The organism is Sphingobacterium cellulitidis (genome assembly GCF_043187465.1).
Taxonomy (GTDB): domain Bacteria; phylum Bacteroidota; class Bacteroidia; order Sphingobacteriales; family Sphingobacteriaceae; genus Sphingobacterium; species Sphingobacterium cellulitidis.
Map to the genome: position 1 here is coordinate 3,311,315 of NZ_CP171136.1, position 24,017 is coordinate 3,335,331.

The 24,017-nt window shown below is 39.0% G+C and carries 17 protein-coding genes and 2 tRNA genes; 7 read left to right on the forward strand and 12 right to left on the reverse strand.

Features of this window, described 5'->3' with window-relative positions:
- Positions 1 to 22: 22 nt before the first annotated feature.
- Positions 23 to 1,714: a GMC oxidoreductase gene (locus tag ACF3OC_RS14605; RefSeq protein ID WP_392469595.1), complete on the reverse strand. Its 1,692-nt coding sequence runs from the start codon at positions 1,712 to 1,714 to the stop codon at positions 23 to 25.
- A gap of 290 nt (positions 1,715 to 2,004) precedes the next feature.
- Between ACF3OC_RS14605 and ACF3OC_RS14610 the strand changes: the two genes are divergently transcribed.
- Positions 2,005 to 3,300: a 4Fe-4S dicluster domain-containing protein gene (locus tag ACF3OC_RS14610; protein ID WP_392469597.1), complete on the forward strand. Its 1,296-nt coding sequence runs from the start codon at positions 2,005 to 2,007 to the stop codon at positions 3,298 to 3,300.
- Positions 3,301 to 3,311: 11 nt separating this feature from the next.
- Positions 3,312 to 4,106 (forward strand): (Fe-S)-binding protein, encoded by a 795-nt coding sequence (locus tag ACF3OC_RS14615; RefSeq protein WP_392469599.1) that lies wholly within the window; start codon positions 3,312 to 3,314, stop codon positions 4,104 to 4,106.
- A gap of 77 nt (positions 4,107 to 4,183) precedes the next feature.
- Here the strand turns inward: ACF3OC_RS14615 and ACF3OC_RS14620 are convergent, their stop codons facing one another.
- The 6 genes from ACF3OC_RS14620 to ACF3OC_RS14645 form a co-directional block, all read right to left on the reverse strand.
- Positions 4,184 to 5,896, reverse strand: a complete 1,713-nt coding sequence (locus ACF3OC_RS14620) for an FAD-dependent oxidoreductase (RefSeq protein ID WP_392469601.1) — start codon at positions 5,894 to 5,896, stop codon at positions 4,184 to 4,186.
- Positions 5,897 to 6,090: 194 nt separating this feature from the next.
- Positions 6,091 to 6,174, reverse strand: a tRNA-Leu gene (locus ACF3OC_RS14625).
- 45 nt (positions 6,175 to 6,219) lie between these two features.
- Positions 6,220 to 7,107, reverse strand: a complete 888-nt coding sequence (locus ACF3OC_RS14630; protein WP_094256130.1) for an exopolyphosphatase — start codon at positions 7,105 to 7,107, stop codon at positions 6,220 to 6,222.
- Positions 7,108 to 7,185: 78 nt separating this feature from the next.
- A complete protein-coding gene (locus tag ACF3OC_RS14635; RefSeq protein WP_392469603.1) occupies positions 7,186 to 8,208 on the reverse strand; it encodes a Gfo/Idh/MocA family oxidoreductase in 1,023 nt (340 codons plus the stop codon).
- Positions 8,209 to 8,218: 10 nt separating this feature from the next.
- A complete protein-coding gene (locus tag ACF3OC_RS14640) occupies positions 8,219 to 8,839 on the reverse strand; it encodes a hypothetical protein (protein ID WP_392469605.1) in 621 nt (206 codons plus the stop codon).
- A gap of 78 nt (positions 8,840 to 8,917) precedes the next feature.
- Positions 8,918 to 11,494 carry a phosphoenolpyruvate carboxylase gene (locus ACF3OC_RS14645; protein WP_392469607.1) on the reverse strand — a complete coding sequence of 859 codons (2,577 nt, stop codon included), beginning with the start codon at positions 11,492 to 11,494 and terminating at the stop codon, positions 8,918 to 8,920.
- Positions 11,495 to 11,725: 231 nt separating this feature from the next.
- On the opposite strand from ACF3OC_RS14645, the gene ACF3OC_RS14650 reads away from it, so the two are divergent.
- Together ACF3OC_RS14650 and ACF3OC_RS14655 are read left to right on the forward strand one after the other, a co-directional pair.
- A complete protein-coding gene (locus ACF3OC_RS14650; protein ID WP_392469609.1) occupies positions 11,726 to 13,915 on the forward strand; it encodes an FUSC family membrane protein in 2,190 nt (729 codons plus the stop codon).
- Entirely contained in the window at positions 13,908 to 14,876 is a 969-nt protein-coding gene (locus tag ACF3OC_RS14655; RefSeq protein ID WP_392469611.1) for a YpdA family putative bacillithiol disulfide reductase, read from the forward strand. The genes ACF3OC_RS14650 and ACF3OC_RS14655 overlap by 8 nt, the downstream gene beginning before the upstream one ends.
- Here the strand turns inward: ACF3OC_RS14655 and ACF3OC_RS14660 are convergent.
- A complete protein-coding gene (locus tag ACF3OC_RS14660; protein ID WP_392469613.1) occupies positions 14,873 to 15,484 on the reverse strand; it encodes a TetR/AcrR family transcriptional regulator in 612 nt (203 codons plus the stop codon). The genes ACF3OC_RS14655 and ACF3OC_RS14660 overlap by 4 nt on opposite strands.
- A 102-nt stretch (positions 15,485 to 15,586) precedes the next feature.
- Here ACF3OC_RS14660 and murB point away from each other — a divergent pair, with 102 nt between their 5' ends.
- Together murB and ACF3OC_RS14670 are read left to right on the forward strand one after the other, a co-directional pair.
- Positions 15,587 to 16,603 carry a UDP-N-acetylmuramate dehydrogenase gene (murB, locus tag ACF3OC_RS14665; RefSeq protein ID WP_392469615.1) on the forward strand — a complete coding sequence of 339 codons (1,017 nt, stop codon included), beginning with the start codon at positions 15,587 to 15,589 and terminating at the stop codon, positions 16,601 to 16,603.
- 278 nt (positions 16,604 to 16,881) lie between these two features.
- A complete protein-coding gene (locus ACF3OC_RS14670; protein WP_094256138.1) occupies positions 16,882 to 17,397 on the forward strand; it encodes an RNA polymerase sigma factor in 516 nt (171 codons plus the stop codon).
- A gap of 109 nt (positions 17,398 to 17,506) precedes the next feature.
- Here ACF3OC_RS14670 and ACF3OC_RS14675 read toward each other — a convergent pair whose 3' ends face one another.
- From ACF3OC_RS14675 to ACF3OC_RS14690, 4 genes are all read right to left on the reverse strand, one after another.
- Positions 17,507 to 18,427, reverse strand: coding sequence for a PfkB family carbohydrate kinase (locus ACF3OC_RS14675; RefSeq protein ID WP_094279899.1), 921 nt, complete (start codon positions 18,425 to 18,427; stop codon positions 17,507 to 17,509).
- A 57-nt stretch (positions 18,428 to 18,484) separates the two neighbouring features.
- Positions 18,485 to 18,558: transfer RNA gene (locus ACF3OC_RS14680), tRNA-Asn, on the reverse strand.
- 157 nt (positions 18,559 to 18,715) lie between these two features.
- Positions 18,716 to 20,044 (reverse strand): xylose isomerase, encoded by a 1,329-nt coding sequence (gene xylA, locus ACF3OC_RS14685; protein WP_392469618.1) that lies wholly within the window; start codon positions 20,042 to 20,044, stop codon positions 18,716 to 18,718.
- A 13-nt stretch (positions 20,045 to 20,057) separates the two neighbouring features.
- Positions 20,058 to 21,533, reverse strand: coding sequence for a xylulokinase (locus tag ACF3OC_RS14690; RefSeq protein ID WP_392469620.1), 1,476 nt, complete (start codon positions 21,531 to 21,533; stop codon positions 20,058 to 20,060).
- Positions 21,534 to 21,891: 358 nt separating this feature from the next.
- On the opposite strand from ACF3OC_RS14690, the gene ACF3OC_RS14695 reads away from it, so the two are divergent.
- A complete protein-coding gene (locus ACF3OC_RS14695; RefSeq protein WP_392469622.1) occupies positions 21,892 to 23,274 on the forward strand; it encodes a DUF1080 domain-containing protein in 1,383 nt (460 codons plus the stop codon).
- The last annotated feature ends 743 nt before the right edge of the window (positions 23,275 to 24,017 follow it).

A 24,017-nucleotide genomic window follows, 5' to 3' on the forward strand; every position in this document is an offset into this window, starting at 1 on the left:
TTTTTTTATGTCTTATATTGATTTATAGATTTCCTTTTTTCATTTCTTCCATGGCATAGTTGGCAGATCGAGCTGTCATCGCCATATAGGTCAATGAAGGGTTTTGCGTTCCAGTGGAAGTCATGCTAGCTCCGTCTGTCACAAACACATTCTTACAGAGATGCATTTGATTCCATTTGTTCAATATGGACGTCTTCGGGTCTAAGCCCATCCTCGCTCCCCCCATTTCGTGGATATCTAAACCTGGATTTTGTTGACTATTATGTTGACTGATATTCTTTGCTCCAATATATTCCAGCATCTCTGAACCTTGATCCAGGAAATCCTGCATACTTTTCTGATCATTATCATCATAACCAACATTAAATACCATCTGTGCCATTCCAAACTTATCTTTTAAGTCCGAACTTAAGCGCACATGGTTTTCTTCCTTAGGAATGGTTTCTCCTTGCATCATCATCCCGATTCCCCAACCACCGACTTCAGATAAACTATCCTTAAAGCTTCCGCCTACCTGCATCTCACTATTTCCACCCCTACCACGATAAGTCCCAAAAAAAGATGCATATCCACGTTGAAAATCCATCTCTTGTTTCTTCACGTTCCTGAAATTCGGAATAATCGGCTGCGTAGGCCTTCGCCCATAATAATACATATCCTCAAAGCCTTCAATATTCGCCGAAATAGATCCCAGGTAATTATGAAAGGCTATATATTTCCCTAATACGCCTGAATCATTTCCTAAACCATTCGGGAAACGATTGGATGTAGAGTTCAATAGTATCTGATTACTAGCAATAGCTGAGGCATTTACAAATATTACCTTCGCAAAATACTCGGAGGTTTTCCCAGACTCTGCATCTATTATCCTAACCCCTGATGCCCGTTGCTTGTCCTCATCATAAATAATGGATTCAACGATAGAGTTGGGTCTCATGGTCAAATTTCCAGTCTTTGCCGCCCAAGGCAAGGTTGATGCATTTGAGCTGAAATAACCCCCAAAAGGACAGCCTCTTTGACACATCGTCCGGTTCTGACACTTAGTACGTCCTTGTTCAATATGTATGGGTTGGGGATCTGTAATATGCGCACATCGCCCTGCTATTACTTGCCGATCAGAATATTTCAATGGAATCTTCTTCTGAATCATCTGCTCCACCGCATTTAAATCAAATGCTGGCAGAAACTCCCCGTCCGGCATTGCTGAATTTCCATCCCTATTTCCGGAAACTCCAATAAATTTCTCAACATAACTGTACCAAGGAGCAATATCAGCGTATCGAATCGGCCAATCTACCGCAAAGCCATCTCGTGCCGGTCCTTCGAAGTCATAGTCACTCCAACGTTGAACCTGTCGCGCCCACAATAAGGACTTCCCACCAACATGATATCCACGGATCCAATCAAATGGCTTCTCCTGAACATACTCCTGATCCTTATCCTTCGTAAAAAAATGCATGGCATCCTCATTGAAAGCATAACATTTCGCCGTAATCGGATTCTCTTCTCGAATCTTTAAGGAAACCTTATTATGGTGATCAAATTGCCAAGGATCCATATACGCCGTCGGATAATCCTTAACATGCTGAACGTCAAACCCACGCTCCAAGACCAAGGTCTTAAAACCCTTCTCACAGAATTCCTTTGCCGCCCAGCCCCCTGAAATACCTGAACCAATGACAATTACATCATAGGTGTTCGAACTATTTGCCATCTCTATTTTTATTGTTGTTTACTAACCTGTATCCATGAATAATCCTATCAAGCAATCGTCAATAAGGAATACAGGTGCCAATGTTTTCACTAGGTTGATAGAACATGCAATATACAAAACCACACCTAATTTTTAACGCCTTTTGTTGTATCAATTATTATACTTAACTTGATTTTTAGGGATTTAAAGCTTATTTGTTCCCGTCATTTATTTTTAATCTGTCTAAATAATTTATTATGCATGCATAGTATAATGGGATTAATTATATTTGTTAACCTAAGTATTAAACTATGATAAGTCAACTCATTTTTGGTATTATCTTCATAGCTGCCCTCGTTCTTTTCTATAAAAACGCAAGTAAGATTTATAGAAATATCAAACTAGGAAAAGCAACTGACCGCTCTGACCGTCCTGCTGAAAGATTAAAAATTATGCTTTTGGTCGCCTTCGGTCAAAAGAAAATGTTCAAAAGACCCATCCCTGCCCTACTGCATCTTTTTGTTTATGTAGGATTCGTAATCATCAATATCGAAATGCTTGAAATTGTTATTGATGGTCTTTTTGGAACCCATCGGGTACTTGCGGATGTGCTAGGTGGATTTTATGACTTCCTAATTTTCTCATTTGAAATACTGGCATTCTTGGTGTTATTAGGATGTGTTGTCTTTGCAATTCGCAGAAACATTGTCAAAGTAAAACGCCTCAACCAATCTGAACTTAACAATTGGCCAAAAACAGATGCTAATTTAATCTTAACCGCAGAAATCTTATTGATGGCGGCTTTCTTAACCATGAATGCTGCGGATTTTAAGCTTCAATTATTAAACGTTGAAGGATACCATGCCGTTGGATCATTCCCCATCAGCTCTTATTTAGTAGGAATATTGCCAGATTCAGCATCTAACCTGATTGCGATAGAAAGATTCAGCTGGTGGTTCCATATCATTGGGGTCTTGGCATTTCTTAACTATCTACCAATCTCCAAGCATTTGCATATCCTGCTGGCATTCCCAAATACTTATTTCTCGAACCTGGAACCAAAGGGAGAACTTAACAATATGCCATCTGTAACGGATGAGGTAAAAGTAATGTTGGATCCTAGTCTACCTCCTCCATCCGGCGAACCTAGTCGTTTCGGTGTAAAAGATGTTCAGGACCTGACTTGGAAAAACCTATTGGATGCTTATACCTGTACCGAATGTGGCCGTTGTACCTCTTCATGTCCGGCTAACATCACAGGTAAACTCTTGTCTCCACGTAAAATCATGATGGATACCAGAGACCGCGTTGATGAGGTTGGTAAAAATATTGACAAGAATGGAAGCTTCGTAGATGATGGAAAGTCATTATTGGACACTTATATCACTCGCGAGGAAATCTGGGCTTGTACAAGCTGTAATGCTTGTGTGGAGCAATGCCCAGTCAACATCAACCCTTTAGAAATTATTATCGGACTTAGACAATTTGCTGTAATGGAGGAATCTCAAGCTCCATCAAGTATCAACAATATGTTTTCTAACCTTGAAAACAATGGCGCTCCTTGGAAATATTCCCAAGCTGATAGAGCAAATTGGACAAATCAATAAATTGTATTAACATGGAAAATCAATTACATATACCTACCGTAGCAGAACTTGTAGCTAAAGGCGAAAGTCCAGATTTATTGTTTTGGGTAGGTTGTGCTGGTAGCTTCGATGAGCGTGCGCAACGCATAACTAGAGATATCTGCAAAATCCTACAACATGTAGGAATTAAATATGCCATTTTAGGAACTGAAGAAAGCTGTACTGGAGACCCTGCGAAAAGGGCTGGAAATGAATTCCTATTCCAGATGCAAGCCATGATGAACATTCAGGTATTGGATGGCTATGAAATCAAAAAAATCGTAACGGCTTGCCCGCATTGTTTCAATACGATTAAGAATGAATATCCTAGCTTAGGTGGTAACTACGAAGTAATCCACCATAGCCAACTGATCCAATCTTTAATCGATGAAGGTAAATTAAAACCTGCTGATGGTAATGAATTCAAAGGCAAAAAAATCACCTATCATGATCCTTGTTATTTAGGTCGTGGCAATGATGTTTATGAAGCTCCTCGTAAGGTTCTAGAGGTATTAGATGCGGACCTTGTGGAAATAAAACGCTGTAAATCCAATGGTCTATGCTGTGGTGCAGGTGGTGCGCAGATGTTCAAAGAACCTGAAAAAGGTAATAAGGATATCAATGTGGAACGTATTGAGGACGTTATTGAATCTGAAGCGAAAATCGTCGCAGCAGCTTGTCCATTCTGTATGACCATGCTAAGCGATGGTGTTAAAGTGAAAGAATTGGAAAATGAAATCAAAGTTTTGGACATCGCGGAAATCACGGTAAAAGCCAATAAACTATAACATTTCAATTTGAACCCCATAAAAAAAACCTTTGCCTTCCTCTCGAAAAGCAAAGGTTTTTTGCATCAGTATAATCCTTATTTCCATTCCGTTTCAACTCCTTGACTTCGGATAAAATCTTGAAATTCTCTCAATAATGTTTTATCAGACCGAACCTGTCTTGGGGTCACAGCTTTCTTCTTTGCGAAATTAACCAATAACCCAACCGCTTCTCCAATACTCCATTCCACCGGATGGAGTCGGTAACAGCCATTCGTAATATGCGTTGTCCCGATATTTTTATTGGCCGGAAGTAAATTATCCATTCGGATAGGGATTAATGCCCCTAGCGGAATCTGAAAGGGCAAGGAAGGAAAGTCTACATAATTTCTTCTTTGCGTAGGGTGCAAGTCTATATGATAATATCCGATTCCAACGGAATCTTCAAAATTTACAGCCCTCTCAGAATCTTCATTTGCTTGTGCACTTATCTTCCGGTTTTCTTTCCCAACATGCTGTTCGGTTACTGTAAATTCAGCCTTGATCCGCCTAGACTCACGTATATAGGGATATTTCGCCATACCATCCTCCGTCCCCATAATATCCTTCCTCAGCCGGATTCCTGGCCATCCTTTTCCTCCTTCTTCATTTTCAACCTCCGTTTGTAGCCAATACAATAGCGATAAACTCAATTGCTTGGCAGCAGCAACATGCTTGTCAAATTCCTTCCTAGGTACATCAATCAAGTTCCCTAACATATAATCATTCTGGGGCCAATTCACTATGGTGATATCACCAGCATAAACCCCCTTATCAAAATTGTGTTTATGGATAATTCTGCGATAATTCCAAAGGTTTAATTGATCTCCAGTCGATTTTCCTTCTGGATGAAAACCCAAGGTCTTCGGTTCTAGGGTTTGTGGATTGGAATAGGATAAGGAAAGTAGTTTGCCTGACCAGGCTGGCTTGATATTCGGAATATAATTTTTCCAAAAATCATAATCCTTAGGCTTGGGTATGGTATGGTTTTCTCCCGGAACATAATCCATAGCAAAACAAACGGTAAAAGATTGATTATCCAGGTTATCAGCTTGTTCTGGAGCATGCAATTCATTGAACTCAGCCTTTGACTCCGTCCCAGTTCTATATTCGGTCTTTGTCAATGGCAATAAATCCCCGAGTTCAGTGGCATCCACGAAATATTTGGATCTTAACGCAATGATTTGACCGGTTTTTCCATGCTTGACACTTACCTCTTCAACTTGATTTCCACTCACATTTGCCCGAAAGGGGAAATAATTTAACAGCAGAGTCAATCTCCCTGAACTAATATAAGGTTGCAGCCAACTTTCCATGATGGCCAAGGCAACCTTTGGCTCATGGCACAATCGCGAAACTGCCCCATCCCCCGGATTTAAATTCTCCCTTGACTTCGCTTCAGCAGTCAAAGGATAATACGCTTTATAATAGGACCGAACAGCATTTCGAAAATTACGATAGGAAACTGGTGCACCATGGGTTTCAATCCATTGATGTTCATCAGGAGGTACTCCTTGTTGAGTCAGTTGTCCTCCGATCCAATCCGTCTCCTCCGTCAAGACCACTGTTTCACCATTTCTCAAGGCCGCTAAGGCTGCAGCAAAACCTCCTAAACCGGCACCAACAATCACCAAATCAGCCTTCAATTCCTGCCCTTCATATTGATCAGCTTCCGCATGGGGAACTAAGCCAAATCCTGAGGCAACACTCGAAGAACTTAGTGAAAGCCCTGTTCCTAAAGCTAATGCTTCTATAAATCCACGTCTTTTCATCTTGATAAGGTTGTTATGTTGTGTGTAGATTCTTAATCCTCCAATTCGATAATTACAGTTTAAAAATCAGGCATAGGTATACTTTACTTAAATATAATGAATATTCATGGTTGAAGAGATTTTGAATTCGGAATAATGGGATTAGTCCATAAAAAAAGGTCGAGGAAAATCCTCGACCTTTAATATTTTCAGGGTGCCCAGGAGCAGATTCGAACTGCCACACCCATACAGGCGCCACCCCCTCAAGATGGTGCGTCTACCAATTTCGCCACCTGGGCTTAGACATCGCAAAAATAATCTTTATTTTGATTTTTGCAACGATTTTAAACCTTTTCCTTCTTAAGATTTTTGTTGATCAAAGTCTGAATAATACCATCGGCTAATCCAATTCTTGGCGCCATGATATTCTTCAAATGCCCTACTTTCATGATTGTCAAGAAGATCTCGGATGCTGGAATAATAACGTCGGCACGGTCTTGCTTCAATTCCAACACATTGATCCTATCCTTCAATGAATAAGAGTTCAAATAAACATATAATGCTTTTAACTTAGCATAAGAAATTGGCTTGTCTGCCTTCTCGTTCGCTAACCGTGAAAGTTTATTGATGTTACCCCCACTCCCGATGCCATAAATATTCTTATAGCCCTTCGTGATATTCTTAACCCACAATTTCATATCATCCCAAGTCTCAGGACTATCTTGATTATCTAGAATACGAATAGTACCCAAATTAAAAGATCGTGAAGCAACTAAATCTCCATTCGCAAATAATGAGATCTCGGTACTACCTCCACCTACATCGATATATAAATAAACCTTGTTCTTATCCATACTGGTATGGCTGTGAACATTGTAGATAATCTGGGCTTCTATAGAACCATCTATAATATCTATATTAACTCCTGCTTCTGAACAGGCTTTAACAACATCTTTACCATTATCAGCATCACGCATCGCAGAAGTGGCACAGGCCATATAGTCCGTAACCTTATAAACATCCATAAGATTTCTGAAAGCACTCATGGTCTTAACCATGCTCTCAAATTTACCTTCTGAAATATGATGGTGAATGAACGCATCGTCCCCTAGACGTAGAGGTACGCGTAGTAGTGTGTTCTTGTTAAATGTGATTTCGTTCTCTCTTACAATAATATCGGCAATCAGAAGGCGAACTGCATTTGACCCGATATCAATAGCGGCATATCTCACGTTATATTTGATTTGAAAAGTTTAACAATGTTAAAAATCCAAAATTAATTAAATGTAAACTTAATATTAAATAGATATTTATTTATTTGGCTCCAAGATCTCCAGCTGCCATAAAATCTGATCCTTCGTTACAAAATATGGCTTATCCTCCCGAATAGTCTCATATACAGCATCAAACACACCCATATAATAACCTAATTCGGCAGGAACTAACTTCGATAGTAAATTACCTTCCTCGTCTGGATTCGTTAAAATACCCTCCATGTCCTCAGGTTCAATTCCGAATGCTGGATTATTCGGCATCATTCCATCTATTAATTGCGCCTCCTGCACATCGGTTCTATTCTTGATAAAACTGCCATTCGCCCCATGTAGAACAAAACTGGCCTGTGGATTCGCGACCAATAAACTCGTCGTGATATAAACATTCAATCCCGACTTATAATTCAAGATTATACAGCCATAATCATCAACAATCGAATCAGGACGGTACACCCCACGAACCTTCGTCATGGCTTTCGGCTTCCCAAACAATGAAATGCATTGATCCACTAAATGTGATCCTAAATCATAAATTACTCCTGCGGCAGGTATTTTTGTTTCCTTAAACAGCTTTGCACCCAACGAAGGCTTAAATCGATCAAAACGAAGATGCAATTCTATTGGTCGTCCAACCTCATTATTTTCAATGACTTTTTTCAACGATAGAAAGTCCGCATCGAATCGACGGTTATGAAATGGCAAAATATATCGCCCCATTTCTTCTGCAACTTGAAATAAGACATTTGCCTCCGCAGCTGTTGGCGCAAATGGTTTCTCAATCAAAACATGCTTCCCCGCCTTTAACGCACGAAGTGCATATTCCACATGAGTGTCGTTCGGAGTGTTCACAATCACCAACTCAATTGCTGGATCCTCTAATAACTCCTCTACCGTATCATAACTGATAATATCAGGATATTTGGATTGTGCAACCTTCTTTGAACGCTCAACAATACCCCGTAATTCGAAGTTGGGGTTAACCTCTATAAACGGCGCATGGAACACCCTTCCGGACATTCCATACGACATTATTCCTGTAACTATTTTAGTTTCTGTCATTTATATTTGCTTAGTGATGCGCATGTGCATCTGCTTTACCACCTACGGCAGTAAACAACTCAGCAACAGTTTCTGTTTGAGCTTGTGCAAAATCTCTTAAATCTTTGTTTGTATTACGAGATAATCTTCTGAATTGCTCCTTAACCAACGCAACCTGATGTTGAATGTGAGTTAAATAGGCTTGATCAGAATAAACCGCAGCATGTTGTAATACCACTGGTGCAACTGAGTCTGCAATCGTTGAATCCTCAACTACTACTGGCGCAGCATTGGGCTCAACAGCTATATTCTCTGATTCCGAACCTGTGTACTTCTCTGTACCTAAAATCGGAAAATCTACATGATACTTAGTCGCCAATGAATCCATCTGTGGTAGAACATCCGCAAAAAATTTCGACACTTTTGCTGCTGCATCCTTTGCTTGTGCATTTCCTACTTGCGACACATGCTCTGCGTAGGAAACCTCATAAGGTGCGATGGACCCTACTTGTCTGAAAAAAGCATACGCATCCCCATCCACTAATGTCGTATGTGTGTATTTCAATTGGTTTTCTTCAGCTGTTTTGAAAACACAAGAAGATAAAGTAGCACTTGCAAGAACTCCTGCAACTAATAATGTATTTAATTTCATCGCTTTATTATTTTAAAAACACACAAAAATAAGAAAATATCCCTATTTATGCCTATTTCTATTTAATTCAAAATCAATCTAAGCTAAATTTCTTCCCGCATTCACCACTCCATAGATGGTACGGCCAATTAATTTACGATAAATCTCTGCCTTAGACTCTTCCATTTCTTGCTTCTCAAGCAAACGAATAGCATAATGCTGAATAATTAACAATGGAAGAATTATTTTCTCCCGCTCCAAAATCGAAGCCCGCTCCACTGGATAATTTTCCATCAACTCCTTCATCCCCGTCAATTTCAACAAGTATTTCTTCGTCAAATCAAACTCCGCCTTCAACATCTTCCAGAATTCCCCAAATCGTGGATCATCCTTCATGTAGGAAGTTAATTCAAAATTCGACTTCGTCATCGACATCATACAGTTATCAATGACCGTATTGAACATACCTGAAGTTTCATATAAATTCTTTACATAAGACCACAGGTTATTATCCTCCGCCCATTGCAAGGCTGTACCTACTCCAAAAAATCCTGGTATATTTTGCTTCAATTGACTCCATGAAGTCACAAAACTAATCGCACGCAAATCCTCCAATCGTAACTCTCGACCCGAATTACGCTTCATCGGTCTACTCGAAATATTCATGTTGGAAAGTGATTTCAATGGACTTAATGTCTCTAAATATTTCAAGAACAATGGATGATGCCTCAACTCCAAGAATTTCTCATGACTCTCAGCAGCCATTCGATCGATGACATCCTTCTGCTTGTCCGTCAGCGTATCGCCTACCCTTTGTTGCAAATCTGAAATCAGACCAGCATGCAATAATTGCTCAATATTGTATTTCGCAGAATCCAATGAACCGTATTGGCTACTAATCGTCTGCCCCTGAATCGTCAATTGAATATGATTGTTCTCAATCTCCTTACCCATGGAAGCGTAAAAACGCTGTGTTTTACCACCACCACGTGCCGGAGGTCCTCCACGACCATCAAAAAATACCAAATCAACATCAAACTCCCTGGAAATCGCTGTCAATTCAATCTTCGCTTTATAAATTGACCAGTTCGCCATCAAATAACCACCATCTTTCGTGCTATCTGAAAAACCTAACATGATCGTTTGCTTGTTGCCCCGTTTCTTTAAGTGAGAAGCGTAGGTTGGATTTGAATATAAACTACGCATTACATCCGCAGCATGTTTTAGATCATCTACCGTTTCAAACAACGGTACGAAATCCATCGTCAAATCCTTTTTCGTCCACCCCTCCCATAAAAACAACTGCATCAATCCTAAAATATCTGATGCCTGCTGACAATTGGAAATAATAAACCGTTGAACTGCACGCTCACTTCCTGAAGCTTGAATCTCCTTGATCAATCGAATTACACGAATCGTATCTATAACCAATGGATCAACGTCATCCGCAAAATCAAGTTCTGCTTCCGTAAATTTAATATGATTTTCCTTCTCCTCTTCTGAGCCTTCTATCTCCTCAAACTTTATCCCAGTCTCCTTCGGATAAGTTTTTACCAACCAATCGAAAGTCGACCTTAAGGCACTGCTGTCTTGACGAATATCCAAAGTCGTAAAATAACAACCAAAGGTCTGCACCTTTCTACGAAGATCTTCTACAATCTCCACGAATAATCCATCATGGTTCTCTCTTAACACTCGAATAACCTCTGTTAGGTTATGTAAAATACGCTCGGTTTCATCCACCGGATTATCAACAGGATTAAAGCTATTCTCATAGAATAAATCCTGCAACTCATCCATATATTGCTCTACACCTCTAAATGTAATTCTACGCTTTACTATCCTGAAATCACGATAATAACAACGAAATAGAATGGTTCTCAAAAGTGTAGCTACTTTTTTCGTGCTCTCCCAAGTTACATTTGGATTCCCATCACGGTCTCCTCCTGGCCAGAAGCCAAGCTCGATCAGATGATCCACATCCTTTGGATTAATCTCTAACTCATCCTCAATCTTTGCCTCAATCCCTGATGCAACAGAATAAAATACATTCTCTAAAAACCAAGCTAAACTGATCGCCTCATCAACTGGCGTCGGACTCTGTTTATTGATAAACGGCGTCTTCCCTAACTGCTGAAGCAACAAATGGATCTTTGGAATATCATTCTTTTTCAATTCATCAATCAAATCATTGATAATTGATAATACTGGTCCTGGATAAAATTGGGTCGGATGCGCCGTTAAAACCAATCTAACTGACATATCCTTCAACCTCGAAATCACTTGTTTCTTCAATTGAGGGTTCGTCTGAGCCAAATTAAAAATTGACTCCAAGCCGCCGGTCTCATCGCTCTTCCCGACTGCCTTGAAGGCTGAATCTTCAACCGCATCAAACAATACCACCTGACGCTCAATATATTGAACTATGCGAAACAATAAATCTAAGCGGTCATCCTCTTGAACATATTGCTCATATTGCCCAAAGAAACTATCGATAATAACTTCTGGGGATAAATGCTCCTCAACTCCCTTCTCACAATGCGTCGTAAAAAAAGGTAAAATCGTCCCCGTATGCTTGACCCGTTGAAATGGCAAGGTTAAGAACAAACTCTTATATAAATCGAACCGCGTGAGAACCTCATTTTGGAAAGCTAATGTCTTTTGGCTTAATCTCATAGTAAGTATCTTGTTTTTGAAGATTTAGTTTAGTGAATCCATACAAATATATCATTTTAATACATTTTTAAGCAACTAATTGTATTATTTACACTAACTAAACAGAAAAATTAACATTTTAATAATGTTATTAAGGAATTAAAAATCTAAAATAATGTAAATTTTATCGATTTTCATGTAGCAAACCCCTTTAATTAACTACTGCTTCTGTATCTTTGTTTCGACAAAAACATGAAAAAAACCAAAGAACTAAGTAATTTCTTTTATAGCCAGTATTTTGCAGATGGCCTTCGGATCACTATTGGCTGTATTGTTCCTATATTGATTTGTGCTTCTTTAGGCAAATTCTTATTAGGAACCTATATCTCCTTAGGTGCTCTTTTGGTTGGCCTCTCTGATACTCCAGGCGCTCCAGCTCACCGTCGTACTGGCATGATTGCCTGTCTGATTGTCTGTATCCTAACCCAGGTAATTACATTCTTGGCGAATGGAAACATCTGGATGATGTCCGTCGCTATTGGATTCCTCTGTTTTTTGTATTCCATGTTTGCTGTGTTCAATGCACGGGCAGCAACAGTTGGTTCAATGGGGATATTAATCATGTTGATCAATGTGGATGATGTCAAAACTTTTCAGGAAGAAATGATGCTCCTACTCTACTTTACCATCGGTGCAGTATGGTATATGTTGATTAGCTTCTCCATTACCCAAGCCCGACCTTATCGCCTCGCACAACAGGAACTCTCAGAAACTGTCCGCCATGTGGGTGACTTTATCCGATTGAGAGCCAATTTTTATGATAGCAAAAAGTCTATCGATGACAACTATACTAAACTCATTGATAAACAAATTGAAGTTCATGAACATCAAGAAAATGTCCGTGACCTCCTATTCCAAAGTAAACGAAATATCAAGGATACGACCAAAATCGGACGCTATCTGACCTTGACATTTAATGATATTGTCGATCTTTTTGAACAATCCATGACCACCCATTATGATTATGAATTAATCCGAAAGGAATATGGCCATACCGGCATTCTAAAAGATTTCAAACATATCCTCTTTAAAATAGCCAATGAATTGGACCACCTCGCCTACCAATTAAATGCCAATAGAGTCCCTAAGCCCCTATACAATTTTAAAGAAGACATTGAAAATATTCTCCGATCTATCGATGCCATTGAGAAAAAGGAAAATATTAATACCAGACCCTTGAAAAAGATTCTGATCAGTATTCGTAACATCAGCATCTTTATTCATAACATCTACAATTACACTGTAATTCGTCCTAATAACATTAAGAAACAAGAGATTGAAGAAGCATCAAAGTTTATTCAAACTGAACATATTGACCCTCGAAAATTAAAAGATAACTTATCTTTCAATTCAAGTATCTTCCGACATGCCCTTCGGATGGCCATCGTTATGACCATTACCTATTTCGTCTTCAACCTCAACTACTTTAACATTGGTACAATGGGTAGCTTTTGGATTTTATTGACCATTATGGTAATCTTGAAACCAGGGTTTGGATTAACCAAGGAACGTAATTTCCAACGCCTCCTAGGAACCATAATCGGCGGTATCATCGGTGCAATCATCCTGATGACTGTACATTCCGAAATCGCCAGATTTATCATCCTTATCTTCTTCTTCCTGATTGCTTATAGCTTATTTAGGGTGAACTATATTATGGCGGTAATGTTTATGACTCCATACGTCCTGATTATGCTTAGCTTCTCCGGAGTGAATACCTTCGAAGTGGCTAAGGAAAGAATCTTTGACACCTTTCTTGGCGGTATGATCGCCTTTCTTTCAAGCTATATTATTTTCCCAAACTGGGAAAGTTTTCAAATCAAAACCAGTGTCCGACAACTGCTTATTGCAAACTATAAATACTTGGCTCAAGCTGTCAGAATCCTTTCCGGCGATGAAATAACCGTAACAAGCTATAAACTCTCCAGAAAAGAACTCTATATCGCCTCCGCCAATATGGGATCGACTTTCCAAAGAATGCTCTCAGAACCAAAATGGAGACAAAAAAGCACCAAAGAAGTCAACCGCCTCGTCATATTGAACCATATTCTTTCCTCCTATGGGGCAACTTTACTGACCCAATTAACGGAAGCAACCGATACAAACTATACCAAGGAACACTTGATTCTGTTAAAAAAGATTCTCATGAATATTAGCAAGTCAATCGAGGCCGTTCCACTGAAAGATGCTGAAGAATTTATTCCGGTAACGGATTTCCCCGAGATTACACCCGAAACTTTGGACCCCGAAGAATCCAAATTAATTACAGAACAATTGCAGTTTTTAAATAAAATTTCCTCAGATTTATACAAATCTACCCTGGATGTGATGGAAAAAGAATTATCCATCCAGCCTGAAAAAATTGAATTAGCAAATGGATAACTTAATCGATATTTTGATTGTGGGAGCCGGACCCATTGGGATCGCTTGTGGAATCGAAGCTAAAAAAAATAACTTAAGCCATATCATCATTGAAAAAGGCTGTTTAACAAACTCCCTATACAATTATCCCATCAATATGACTTTCTTTTCTACATCGGAAAGACTTGAAATCGGAGATTGTCCTTTTGTTACCACAAACCCAAAACCAAGACGTGCCGAAGCCCTAGAATACTATCGACGCGTTGAAAAGAAATTCGACCTCAATACCCATCTCTTCGAAGAAGTAAGCAGTATCCATAAAATTGATGGCACCTTTCAGGTTACTACCAATAAATCAATTTATCGCGCAAAAAATGTAATTGTTGCCACGGGCTTCTATGACATCCCAATGTATTTAGGAGTACCTGGTGAAGAATTGAACAAAGTCCGCCATTATTACAAGGACCCGCATTATTATGCAAACCAAAAGGTAATTGTGGTAGGCGCTAGCAACTCCTCAATTGATGCAGCCTTAGAAACGTATAGAAAAGGTGCTGATGTCACCTTGGTTATCCGTGGAAAAGAGGTTAGCCCAAGAGTTAAATATTGGGTAAGACCTGATATTGAAAATAGAATCGCCAATAACGAGGTGAATGTATTTTATGAATCAAATATTGTGAGTATAGGCGAGAAAGAAGTACAAATCTCAACTCCTGATGGTCTAGTAGAAATTGAAAACGATTTTGTCCTGGCATTGACGGGTTATAGGCCAAACTTCGAATTCCTTGAAAAAATCGGTGTAAATATCCCTGCTGAAGAACCATGTATCCCAGACCACAATCCTGAAACCATGGAAACAAATATTGAAAACCTCTATTTGGCTGGTGTAGTATGTGGCGGATTAAATACCCATCTTTGGTTTATCGAAAACTCAAGAATTCATGCCCATTTAATCGTGAAAAATATCCTTGAAAAAAATTAAATTCTCAAACCGTTAATAAAGATATTGGCTAGTTTTTTCTGAAGATTTAAGATATAATCAAACTCCTCCTTCGTTGGAGGTAAAAACAAATTCTTGAATTCTTGTAGAATCCCTATTCGCATTCCTAATAAGCTAATCAGCAATATCTTTGCCGTCAAATCAACATCATCTACCTCAATCTCACCTGTATCGATTCCCTTTTTCAAAATCAAACTCACTAAATGCTTCTCTTTCTCAAATAAGGATGGTAAAATAGCTTCTATATCGGTGGGAATTTCGTTTCTTAATGTATAGGTGAATTCAAAGATATTGAAGTTATCCTTGATGATCTTTAACCTCGCGCCTAGGAATGCATCCATCGCATCACTGACGTTCTCTGCAATAGAGATATTCTGGTTTGTCTCCGTAATAATTTCATCTACCGCCATCTCGAAAACAGCAGCATACAATCTATTCTTGTCCGGAAAATAATAATATAATAAGGCCTTGGAGAAGGAGAGATCCTGAGCAATCTCCGCCATGGTGGTCTTAGCTAATCCATAATGCGCAAACCTACGTTTTGCAGCCTCCAATATCTTCCCCCTTTTCGCATCCGCATTTTTTGCCATACACAATAAAATTAGTTTATATTTTGATGATTAACTATCTTTACAGCCTTGTAAACTAAGATAGATTAATTTTTCGAACTTTTAAAGGATTCGGTCAAAAAAATGAAAAACGCAATTATCAGTCATAAATCCCTTAAAAACCTGAATACTTTCGCTATTGAGGCAATCGCTAATCAATATATAAAAGTTGAGGATGAAACCGTATTGAATGATCTATTCAACGAAAAATTATTCGAAAAAGAATTCTTTGTCTTAGGAGGTGGAAGTAATGTTCTATTTACCAAAGACTACCCCGGATTATTAATCCATATTGCAAACAAAGGTAAACAACATTTTATTGAAGGAAATAATGTTTTCGTCACTGCAGAAGCTGGGGAAGTTTGGAATGATTTAGTTTGGTATTGTATAGACCATGATTTCCCAGGCCTTGAAAACATGGCGCTAATCCCGGGAACTGTCGGAGCATCCCCTATCCAAAACATTGGAGCTTATGGGCAGGAACTCATGCATATCTTCTATTCCTGTAGAGCTTTTGATACACTAACAGGTGAGTTTGTCACCTTTACAAATGATGATTGCCAATTTTCCTATCGTGATAGCATCTTTAAGCGGGAATATAGAGGCCGTTTTATCATTTGTAGTGTTACTTACAAGTTAGAACTGTTCGGAAAAATAAACACTAGCTATGGAGCTATTGAGAGCGAGCTCCAAAACCGGAGTATCCAAAACCCAACGATCAAAGATGTCGCTGAAGTAGTATCTTTTATCCGCGTTGAAAAATTACCAGACCCTTCCACAGTTGGAAATGCAGGTAGCTTTTTCAAAAACCCAATCATCTCAAAATCAAAATTTTTAGAACTGCTAAAACAATTTCCCCAAATTGTTCATTATAGCATTGACCCGGATCAAGAGAAACTTGCAGCCGGCTGGTTGATTGAACAATGCGGCTGGAAAGGAAAGGCTATAGGTCAAGTAGCCGTGTGGAAAAATCAAGCTTTGGTCCTTACAAATGTTGGAAATGCCACTGGAAATGAAATATTTAACGTATCGTCTACTATTGTGGACGATGTTAATACACAGTTTGGTGTACTTTTAGAACGTGAAGTAAACATATTATAAAAGTTTTCCACATTTTCCCTCACTACATATTTTTTTATTATAAAACAATAATCATTGATTATAATACAATAAAAGGCGATACCCCCATTCCTTGTCCTTTCGTATAAAGAAAATACCCTTTACTAAAATATCAAAATCCACAATTTTATTAATTTACTGCACAAGAATTGCAGAAGCTTGTATACATTTATAGCTTAATAATTGTTTCGGTTGTTCAGCTAATCAGGCACTTGCCTGAATTTATCGCATCATTTAACTATACTATAATCGCTAATTGTATGAACAAGATCGAATTTAACTCACTAGTTGTTAAGCACTCAGAATCACTTCGAAGTTATGCCAGAAACTTCACCCGTGATCATGAAGATGCTAACGACTTAGTACAAGACACCTTACTGAAGGCTGTCACGTACTTCAAAAACTTTAGAGACGGTACAAATTTAAAAGGGTGGCTTTACACGATCATGAAGAATACCTTTATCAACAACTACCGTCGTGTGGTAAAAACCAATTCCTTCATCACGAAGGAAGAAGAAATTTCTCAAATTAATCTCGTGGTTTCCGCAACAAAAAACAATGGTGAAAACAAATTCATCATGGAAGACATTAACTATGCGCTTTCCAAACTTTCCGATGAATATTATGTCCCGTTCACCATGTATTTTGAAGGGTATAAATACCATGAAATTTCAGAACACCTGAAAATTCCAATAGGAACCGTAAAAACGAGAATCCACGTTGCTAGAAAGTCCATGAAAAAGACCCTAACAGCGTACAAATTCAAAGAGAATTAATTCTCTAAAAAATATCCTTAAAATATTAGGTTTATTTAATAAGCCAGGGAACCCCTTATTCTGGAATCTCCCAAAATAAAGGCCGACCTAAAAAAAATTCGAGATAAGCTTATTCGCTTATCTCGAATTTTGAAAGTTTAACAAACTCTTGAATACGGTTGCTAATGTCCTCTGGACTTAAATTCTGTAACCGCTCTGTACCAAATTTCTCAACACAGAATGATGCTAACGCTGATCCAAAAATAATCGCGTTCTTCATGTTCGTGAAGTTAATTGACTGTAATTTGGCTAAATATCCTATAAATCCACCCGCAAAGGAATCCCCTGCTCCTGTTGGATCAAATACATCCGCTAATGGTAATGCTGGTGCCGAAAAAATCTGCCCTTCACCAAATAATAAGGCTCCGTGCTCTCCTTTTTTGATAATCAAATATTGTGGACCCATTTGAAGAATCTTCTCAGCAGCCTTAACCAATGAATACTCGCCGGACAATTGTCTCGCCTCTGCATCATTGATCGTCAATACATCAACTTTCTTCAAAACTTCCTTCAATTCATCCAATGCTACATCCATCCAGAAATTCATCGTATCCAATACAACTAACTTTGGCTTGTTCTCCAAACGACTTAAGGTCGCCATCTGAACCGCTGGTGTTAGATTACCCAACAATAAATATTCACAATCTTGATAAGATGCCGGAATCTTTGGATCAAAATCCGCCAATACATTTAACTCCGTGATTAAGGTATCACGACTGTTCATATCATTATGATATTTTCCAGACCAAAAAAATGACTTCCCACCAGGAATAATTTCTACACCCTCAACATTGATCCCTTTTGATTTGATAATATTTAAATTATCATCGCCAAAGTCCTCACCGATAACAGAAATTAATTTAACATCAGGAAATAAATAGGACGCGGCTAAACCTGCAAAGGTAGCTGCACCGCCAACAATTTTATCAGTCTTGCCAAATGGGGTTTCAATGGCATCAAACGCAACGGTTCCAACGATTACTAAACTCATGGATATAATTTTGATATAAAAAAAATGCCGGCGATTGGCCGGCTTGTTTTATTCTTGCTCCTGAAGCTGGGCTCGAACCAGCGACCCTCTGATTAACAGTCAGATGCTCTAACCAACTGAGCTATTCAGGAATTTGAATGGATAAGGTTGCCCTCATCTTCAAAGTGGTACAAAAATAGGTTTTTAATAATTAATTCCCAAACAAAAAATTGAAAAATTTATCAAAAAACTGCTTTTAATTTATAATCCACTCATATCCAATGAAAATTACTTTATCCAGCCAACCAATTAAATATATCGGTTTACTAAATTCTCTAAAAATTCCTGTCTTCCGCTTCTCATCTCGGGCTCGCCATGCTCAATAGCATAGGAACGTAAATCTTCTAAACTCAATTTACCCTGCTCAAAATCCGAACCCTTCCCACTGTCAAAACTTGAATATCGGTCTTTTCGGATCTTTTTATAATCCGACTTCTGTAATATCGCATCCGCAGTAACCAAAGCTCGCGCAAATGCATCCATACCGCCAATATGTGCATAGAATAAATCCGCTGGATCGGTAGAATTCCTGCGGATCTTTGCATCAAAATTCACTCCACCTCCTTGCAATCCGCCAGCTTCCAATATAATTAACATGGATTCAGTCAATTCATTTAAGTCATATGGAAATTGATCCGTATCCCATCCATTCTGATAATCTCCACGATTGGCATCAATCGACCCCAATAATCCCGCATCCGCAGCAACCTGCAATTCATGCTGGAAGGTATGGCCAGCCAATGTAGCATGATTAACCTCAATATTTAACTTGAAATCATCCATTAGATCATACTGCCTTAAAAAGCTAATCACCGTAGCTGAGTCATAATCATACTGATGTTTCGTTGGTTCACATGGCTTCGGCTCAATAAAAAATGTGCCTTTAAAACCTTGACTCCGCGCGTAATCCTTGGACATATGTAAAAACTTCGCCAAATGCTCCTGCTCACGCTTCATATTCGTGTTCAACAAGGTCATATATCCCTCTCTACCACCCCAAAAAACATAATTCTCACCTTTCAAGGCGATGGTCGCATCTAAGGCTGCTTTTACCTGTGCTCCTGCATGGGCCAAAACATGAAAATCCGGATTCGTAGACGCACCATTCATGTAACGATGATGACTGAAAAGATTTGCTGTACCCCATAATAACTTGATACCACTCTCCTTTTGCTTCCCTTTAGCATATTCTACAATAGCCTCTAAATTCGAATCATTCTCCTTGATGTCATTCCCATAGTCTATCAAATCAACATCATGAAAACAATAATATGGCATCTGTAATTTCGTCATAAACTCAAATGCTGCATCCATTTTATCCTTGGCGCGGTCCAAAGCCTTTGCCTTCTCATCCCATGGAAAAAAATGTGTTTGACCCCCAAATGGATCTGCACCATTCCCATTGAACGAATGCCAATAGGCACAAGCAAACTTAAAATGATCTTCCATTGTTTTCCCTCCAACCACTTTCTTCGCATCATACCAACGAAATGCCAATGGATTATCGGAATCTAATCCTTCATATTGAATCTGGCCGATGTTCTTAAAATACTCTTTTGATCCTGTTAATACTTTCATATACTTTAGTTGATTATAATTTCTGTAACAAACTTTTTTTCCAACCTGAATACAATTCCTCATATCGATCGGTATGCTTCGGCTCAATGGTCTTAATTCGCTTTAAGCCTGAAAATGCCTCTTGCTTATCTTTGAACAGCTGAGCCCCTATTCCTGCACCCAAGGCAGCCCCTACACTTCCATCATTCTCATATAACTCCACCGGAACGTTAGTCAGACCAGCAAAAGACTCCTGGAATACCTCACTCAAGAACATATTCGCATAGCCTGCCTTGATCACTGAAGGAAATATTTCATTCTCCCGGATAATATCTAACCCGTAACGAAAGGAGGAAGCAATCCCCTCCTGCACTGCTCTCCACAAATGGGCTTGATCATGTCGTACAAAATCTAAATTCTCAAGATGACCCTGAACGGTTTTATTGTTCAACATCCGCTCAGCACCATTCCCAAATGGTAATACCACAATCCCTTCAGAGCCGATCTCAATTTCTGCCGCCTTCTGATTGATCTGATCATACTCCAAACCCTTCGCTGTTAATTTCTTAATCCAGCTATTCTGAATGCCTGTACCATTGATACAAAGCAAAACTCCGATATTATTTTGTTCCTTCGTATGGTTGACGTGGGCAAAACTGTTTACCCTAGATTCTTTATCAAATATTAATTGATCGCTGACCGCATATATCACTCCTGAGGTACCTGCTGTTGCTGCAACCTCCCCTGCATCAATTACCCCTAATGACAAAGCATTATTGGGCTGATCCCCGGCTTTATAACTCACTATCGCCTGGTCAGACAAGCCTAACTCTAAAGCCACTTCCTTGTCCAAGGAACCATAATTCGAAAAAATAGGCTGTATATCCGGAACCAACGCCTTGTCAATCCCATAATAACCCAACAAGGTATCTGACAAGGTATCTTTCTCAAAATCCCATAAAATCCCTTCTGAAATAGAACTTGGATTAGAATTGATTTGCTTTGTCAAACACATACATAGATAATCTCCAGGAAGCATAAATTTTGAAATACGCTCATAAACTTCCGGCTCATGCTCTTTGACCCAAGCCAATTTCGAAGCCGTAAAATTCCCAGGTGAATTTAAATGTGACTTTAAGAAGCCTTTGCCACCCAATCCCTCAAATGCTGCATTCCCTATCTCAACCGCTCGGCTATCACACCATATAATCGAATTCCTTAAGGGCTGTTGATCTTTATCAACAATTACCAAACCATGCATCTGATAGGCAATTCCAATAGCCCCAATATCTTTAGGATTATATTGACCACTGGCATTCGCCTTCAAAATCGCTTTTTTGGTATTTTCCCACCATAGCAACGGATCCTGTTCCGCCCAACCTTTCTTTTGTGAAACAATCGCAGACTCCGTCTCAGGATATTGTGCAGATACAATCCGCTTCCCTGTTTGTGAATCTACCACAGAAACCTTGATAAATGATGTGCCTAAGTCAATCCCTAGTAATAGCATAGAATGTTTATATTGGATAAGTTGATTCCACAATATAATTAATTTTAATAGAAGACTATGAATGATTTATGAATTCATATCAATTCGTTTTTATACTTTTCTTCCTTTGAGTTCAATTTATTAACCCAACCAATTGATTTTCAGACTAAAACATTAACAATCAAAACGTTCTGAACACTATAACGTTTTCGTAAAAAAAGATATAACGTTTTAGCTATCAATTACTTTTAATGGTTATTATTGTAGTATAAACCTCAAAAAAATTAAATTTTCGCCCCTCTATCCTCACCTTCCTTCCCCAATCTAAATGGCTTGAAAGGTGGATATACTATAAAACTTAAACGATCACGATTTTATTATGAAAAGAAACAAGCTTATTTATTCCATCGGTTCCTTAGGTCTAGCCCTATTGTGCTCCACTCAAGTATTAGCTCAATCTCCTCCCAGCACAGACTTCAAACCCTTATTTGATGGCAAGACCCTGGCTGGATGGAAATCTGCCGGTGGTGCAGCCCCATATAGCGTAGAAGACGGTGCAATTGTCGGAAGAATGACCAAAGGCACTCCAAATTCTTTTTTGATCACTGAAAAGGAATATGGCGACTTTATCCTGGAACTGGATGTAAAGCTGGAAGGTGATAAGACTAATTCAGGAATCCAAACCCGAAGCCATATCGACCCGCAAGCAAATAATGGAAAAGGTCGCGTGTATGGAAGACAGATTGAAATCGACCCTTCGGCTCGTGCCTGGGCAGGTGGTGTCTATGACGAAGGAAGACGCGGATGGCTTTACCCCCTTGACCTCAACGAACCAGCCAAAGCCGTTTATAAAAAAAATGAATATAACCATATCCGAATCGAGGCCATTGGAAATGAATTGAGATCTTGGATCAATGGAGTTCCTGCTGCCTATGTCGTGGATACCCTGGATGCATCTGGATTTATTGGTTTACAGGTCCACAGCATCCCCGATGATCTCGATGGAAAAAAAGTCTATTTCAAAAATATTAAGATCAAAACCGAAAATCTAAAACCTAGTCCTTACCCAATCGACCAATACATCGTCAACCTGACGCCAAACAGCATCAGTCCAACGGAACAAAAATATGGCACCAAGCTTTTGTTCAATGGAAAAGACTCCGAAGGTTGGAGAAGTGTTAAAGGTGATAATTTCCCTGCTAATGGTTGGTCCATTAAAGATGGAATCATCAAAGTACAAAAATCTGATGGCGGCGAGTCTACCAATGGAGGTGATATCATCACTAAGGATAAGTATGGTGTTTTCGACCTTTCCTTCGAATTCAAATTAACTCCGGGTGCAAACAGTGGCGTTAAATACTTCGTCACCCTGGCCGAAAAAACTTCTGGTTCTGCGATCGGCTTGGAATATCAAATCCTGGATGATGAAAAACATCCAGATGCTAAACTTGGTCGGGAGGGGAATCGCACAATTGCCTCTCTTTATGATTTAATTACTTCTGATAAAAGTCGGGGTGCAACAAGACCAATTGGACAATGGAACCGTGGCCGAGTTGTCGTGGACAAAGACAATAAAGTAACTTACTTCCTCAACGGGGTAAAAGTCCTATCCTATGTCCGTGGCTCGAAAGAGTTCAAAGACCTTGTTGCAATCAGTAAGTATAAAGACTGGGATAAATTCGGTGAAGCCGCTGAAGGTCACATTTTATTACAAGATCATGGCGATGAGGTTTCCTTCCGATCCATTAAAATCAAAAACTAAAAAATCAATAGTGGGATTAGGGATGGAATAGAAATGAATAATTTCCTTCATCAATTACTCAAGCGCTAGAAACAAAAAAAGATCTGCAATAATTTGCAGATCTTTTTTGCTTTCAGCTCCTGAAGCTGGGCTCGAACCAGCGACCCTCTGATTAACAGTTATAGGGCCTATCCTTTATAAAGGAGTCAAAAATATGCCTTTCCGACTTACAGAAGCAATATATGAAGATTTTTTGGAACTGTAAAATTTTGGGCTGTTACATATTTGTAGCATTTTCTTGTTTTGTATCAATAAAGAAAAAGGGAGTTGCGACCTTTTTCCTACCACTGAACTACCAATCCCCATCGGGGTGTGGTTGTTCAATGGCAAGTGAGGTTTTTGTGGGCAGCACGAGGTACGAGGGTTGTACGTACAAAAACACAACTTGCAGATTGCGAAACAACAGAGAGGGGTTATACGGAAATATGCCTTAACGACACAAAAAACAGGCATTCTATTTTGAAGCATCTGAACACCCAGACATCTATATCTCCATACACCTAGATATCTACACATCTAGATATACGCATATTTATACACCTATATGCCTAGGCATCTATGCACCCAGATACCTCCCAAAAAATAGATAAAGGCAAGTGGGTAGATTTATTTCTATAATGCTGTGTTCAGCTATCAAAGAACGGTCTGGTTTAATCAAAATTACAACCATAAGATTAGCAACTAATCTTAAATTCAAGATAATA